General features: G+C 68.0%; 5 protein-coding genes. 3 read left to right on the top strand and 2 right to left on the bottom strand.

Annotated features, from left to right (window positions below; genetic code table 11):
* From ACRDUX_RS20525 to ACRDUX_RS20515, 3 genes are all read left to right on the top strand, one after another.
* Positions 1-493: citrate/2-methylcitrate synthase (locus tag ACRDUX_RS20525; RefSeq protein ID WP_526415940.1), on the top strand; the 493-nt coding region annotated here is incomplete at its 5' end.
* Positions 490-1,113 carry a maleylpyruvate isomerase N-terminal domain-containing protein gene (locus ACRDUX_RS20520; protein WP_526415938.1) on the top strand — a complete coding sequence of 208 codons (624 nt, stop codon included), beginning with the start codon at positions 490-492 and terminating at the stop codon, positions 1,111-1,113. The genes ACRDUX_RS20525 and ACRDUX_RS20520, both read left to right, overlap by 4 nt.
* Positions 1,114-1,181: 68 nt before the next feature.
* Entirely contained in the window at positions 1,182-1,631 is a 450-nt protein-coding gene (locus ACRDUX_RS20515) for a VOC family protein (RefSeq protein WP_526415936.1), read from the top strand.
* Positions 1,632-1,743: 112 nt separating this feature from the next.
* Here ACRDUX_RS20515 and ACRDUX_RS20510 read toward each other — a convergent pair whose 3' ends face one another.
* Positions 1,744-3,417: an FAD-dependent oxidoreductase gene (locus tag ACRDUX_RS20510; protein ID WP_526415934.1), complete on the bottom strand. Its 1,674-nt coding sequence runs from the start codon at positions 3,415-3,417 to the stop codon at positions 1,744-1,746.
* A gap of 10 nt (positions 3,418-3,427) precedes the next feature.
* On the bottom strand, positions 3,428-3,889 hold a 462-nt coding region (locus tag ACRDUX_RS20505; protein ID WP_526415932.1), incomplete at its 5' end, for a diiron oxygenase.

Below are 3,889 nucleotides of genomic sequence, written 5' to 3'. Positions count from 1 at the left end.
ACTGCACGGCGGTGCTCCGGCTCGCGTGCTGCCGATGATCGAGGAGGTCGAGCGCTCCGGCGACGCCCGTGCCGTGGTCAAGGGAATCCTCGACCGCCATGACAAGCTGATGGGCTTCGGGCACCGCGTCTACCGGGCCGAGGACCCCCGCGCCCGCGTGCTGCGGGCGACCGCCAAGCGCCTGGACGCACCGCGCTACGACGTGGCGGCCGCCCTTGAGCAGGCCGCCCTGACCGAGCTGCGTGAACGGCGTCCCGACCGCGCGATCGAGACCAACGTCGAGTTCTGGGCCGCGGTGATCCTCGACTTCGCCGAGGTCCCCCTGAAGATGATGCCCGCCATGTTCACCTGCGGGCGCACCGCAGGATGGTGCGCGCACATCCTCGAGCAGAAGCGGCTCGGGAAGCTGGTCCGTCCGGCAGCCATCTACGTCGGCCCCGAGCCTCGCGGCCCGGAATCGGTCGAGGGTTGGAATCAGATCAAGGCATCATGACGGCTTCGATGAACGGTCTCGAGACATTCACCTCGGCCGCAACGTCATTCGCCGCACTCGTTCGCGCCATTCCAGAGTCGGCCTGGAATGGACCCGGCCTCGACGACTGGGATCTGCGCGCCCTCGTCGGACACGCCTCGCGGTCGCTGATCACCGTGAGCACCTACCTGCAGACGACCGCGGACCGCGAGGACGTCGGCACCCCGGCCGAGTACTACGCCAGGATCCGCGATTACGCGTCGAGTGCGGGCGCCGAGGCGGTCATCGAACGCGGAAGACAGGCGGGGCGCGACCTCGGCGGGAACCCCGCGACGACGGTGGACGCGTTGGTGCAACGGGTGCTCCGCGACCTGGAGAGCGCCGACGACCCGCTGATCGAGGTGATCGGCGGCCTGGGCATCCGGTTGAGCAACTATCTGCCGACGCGGGTGTTCGAACTGGCGGTCCACGGCCTCGACATCGCGCGGGCTACGGGCGTCGACTTCACCCTTCCCGACGACGTGCTGACCGAGGCCCCGGTGCTCGCGGCGCGGATCAGCGTGCTTCTCGGCTCGGGTGCGCCGGTACTGCTGGCGCTGACGGGCCGCGCCGCGCTGCCGCTCGAATTCTCGGTCGTCTAGCCCGCGATGAGATTCTGCGCGACGACGAGTCGGTACCAGTGACCATCAGCCGTCGATAGGAGCCCACCATGGCGATCGAAGTACAACCGTCCCTTTCTCCCAACCTCGTCGTCGACAATGCCGCCGCTGCCATCGACTTCTACGTGAAGGCGTTCGGCGCAACCGAGTACGGTCGGGTGCCGCATCCGGATGGCAGGCTCGTCCACGCGGCGCTGGACATCAACGGCTCAATGGTGATGCTCAACGACGACTTCCCCGACTACAACGACGGCAAGTCGTCTACGCCCAAGGCCCTCGGCGGCACGCCCGTCACGATCCACCTTCAGGTGCCCGACGTCGAGGCCGCGTTCGCCAGGGCGGTCGACGCCGGTGCCACGGTGGTGGCTCCGCTGGAGGACCAGTTCTGGGGCGACCGCTACGGCATGGTGCGCGACCCGTTCGGCCACCAGTGGTCGCTCGGACAGCCCCTGCGCGAAGTGAGTTCGGAGGAGATCGCCGCGGCGATGGCCAAGAGCTAGGGCGCCGGTAACCGATCGCGTTGAGGTAGCACTCGGGATCATGCCCACTCGAACTTCGTAAACCTCATTGCTATCTCAACGAGGTCGGTGCGGTCGCGCTGGGCGGAAATACCTAGCGCCGCAGGCCTGCGAGCAACCGCTGACCCAGTGATGGCGTTGGCGCCGAGGCAGCCGCCGCCAGCATGTCGGGGATCGCGGTGAACTTGTCACGCGGGCGGGTGTCCCCGCCCCGCGCGATCTCCGCGGAGTCGATGGCCTGCCAGCCCGCCCCGTCGACGACCGCGGGTTGGCGGGCCTCGATCAGTTGGTCCAAGTGACGCCGTGTCGCCGACGGGTCGTCCAGCAGGCCCGCGTTGTAGTCGTCGACGAGTTCGTGCACCGTCTGCCCCGCACACGACTTGTTCGTGCCGATGAATCCGGTGGGACCGCGCTTGATCCAGCCGGCCACGTAGGCTCCCCGCACCCCGGCGACCCGCCCGGCGTCGTTCGGCACGACCGCGGCCACCTCGTCGAACGGGAGATCGCGAATCGGCTTGCCGCGGTAGCCGATCGACGTCAGGACCAGACCGGCGTCGAGCCGGCGGATCTCGTCTCCACCGGTGACCGTGAAGGCGATGCCCTCGACGCGTTCGGCTCCGATGATCCGCTGCGGCGTCAGTCGGTAGGCGAGGCGGATGCGCGGCCGGACGATGGGGGCGTCGGCGTCGCTCAGCTTGGCGAGGATCTCGAGCTTGTTGCGCGTCAGGCGGTCCTCGGTGCCGTCGCCGAGTTCAGCCAGATCACGCAGAACCAGGTCGTGGTCGGCCGCGTCGAGCACCACGTCGCGCGTCGCCGTCAGGCCGATCAACTCGGGCAACGTGAACGCCGAGTGGGCGGGCCCACGCCTGGCCGCGATCACGACCTCCCTGACGCGGGAGTTCCGCAGGGCGGCCAGCGCGTGATCCGAGACGTCGGTGCGGGCCAGGTCGTCCGGGTCGCCCGTCAGGATGCGCGCCACGTCCAACGCAACGTTGCCATTACCGACGACCACCACGCGTTCGTGGCTCAAATCGACTGGCAGATCGGTGAATTCGGGATGGCCGTTGATCCACGCGACCAGCTCGGTGGCGGTACCGCTGCCCGTCAGGCCCATGCCCTCGACGTCGAGGCGGCGGTCGTTCGGCGCGCCCACCGCGTAGAGCACGGCGTGGTGATGTGCGGCGAGTTCGGCGTGACTGACGTGCTTGCCGACCTCCACGTTGAGGAAGAACCTGAATCCCGGCAGCGCCGCCGTCCGGTCGAACAGTCGGGTGACGCGCTTGGTGGTCTGGTGATCGGGCGCCACACCCGCGCGCACCAGGCCGTACGGCGTCGGCAGTTTCTCGAAGACGTTCACGGCGACGCCGCGCTGCGTCAACAGCTCATCGGCGGCGTACATGGCGGCAGGGCCCGAGCCGACGATGGCCACCGTCAGCGGGCTTCCGGAGCGGGTGTGCACCACCGGCGCATCGATGACCTTGGCCAGCTTGGAGGTGGGCGGCAACTTGCCCTCGCGCTTCGGGTAGAACGCCGCGTTCAGCTCGATGAACGGCAGCTGCGCGTCGACCAGCTTGGTATCGGGCGCGATGGCGCCGACCGGGCAGGCGCTGACGCAGGCTCCGCAGTCCACGCATGCGACCGGGTCGATGTAGAGCATCTCGGCAGTCGCGAAACCGGGTTCGTCCGGCGTCGGATGGATGCAGTTCACCGGGCAGGCGTAGACGCAGGACCCGTCGCTGCAACACGACTGGGTGATCACATGGGGCATGACGCCGACGCTAGGCGACCGAGACCAGATGCTGGCGTTGCGGCTCGCTGCGGTAACGGCTGGGGCTGCCGTTGATCCGACAGATCCGCCACACCAGTTTGGCCAACGGGTTCATCAATCCGCTGTCATGCGCCAGCATCCGCACGTCACCGAACATGTCGCGCAGCATCTGCCGCGACTCCGGCGACTTGAAGAAGATGTCCTTGCGCACCGAGCGCGGGATGTCGAACTTCTTCCAGAAGGTGCGCGGCGGCACGATGATGGCCGAGCACAGGATGCGCATCACGACGGGCACGTAGATGGACAGCACAAAGCGCTTGCGCCAAGACAATTCGGGAACCCGCTTACGCAGGTACTCGTGGGCGAACGAGATGTGGCGGGCCTCTTCGGCCACGTGGATCGCCATCACCCGTTCCATGATCGGATGCAGCGTCTTGCCCTCGCGCAGCACGTTCTTCTGCGTGTGGTCGAT

It is taken from the genome of Mycobacterium sp., from assembly GCF_050701675.1.
In the GTDB taxonomy this organism is placed as follows: domain Bacteria; phylum Actinomycetota; class Actinomycetes; order Mycobacteriales; family Mycobacteriaceae; genus Mycobacterium.
The sequence above is the reverse complement of the archived record's forward strand: the minus strand, read 5'-3'. Positions and strand labels throughout refer to the sequence as shown.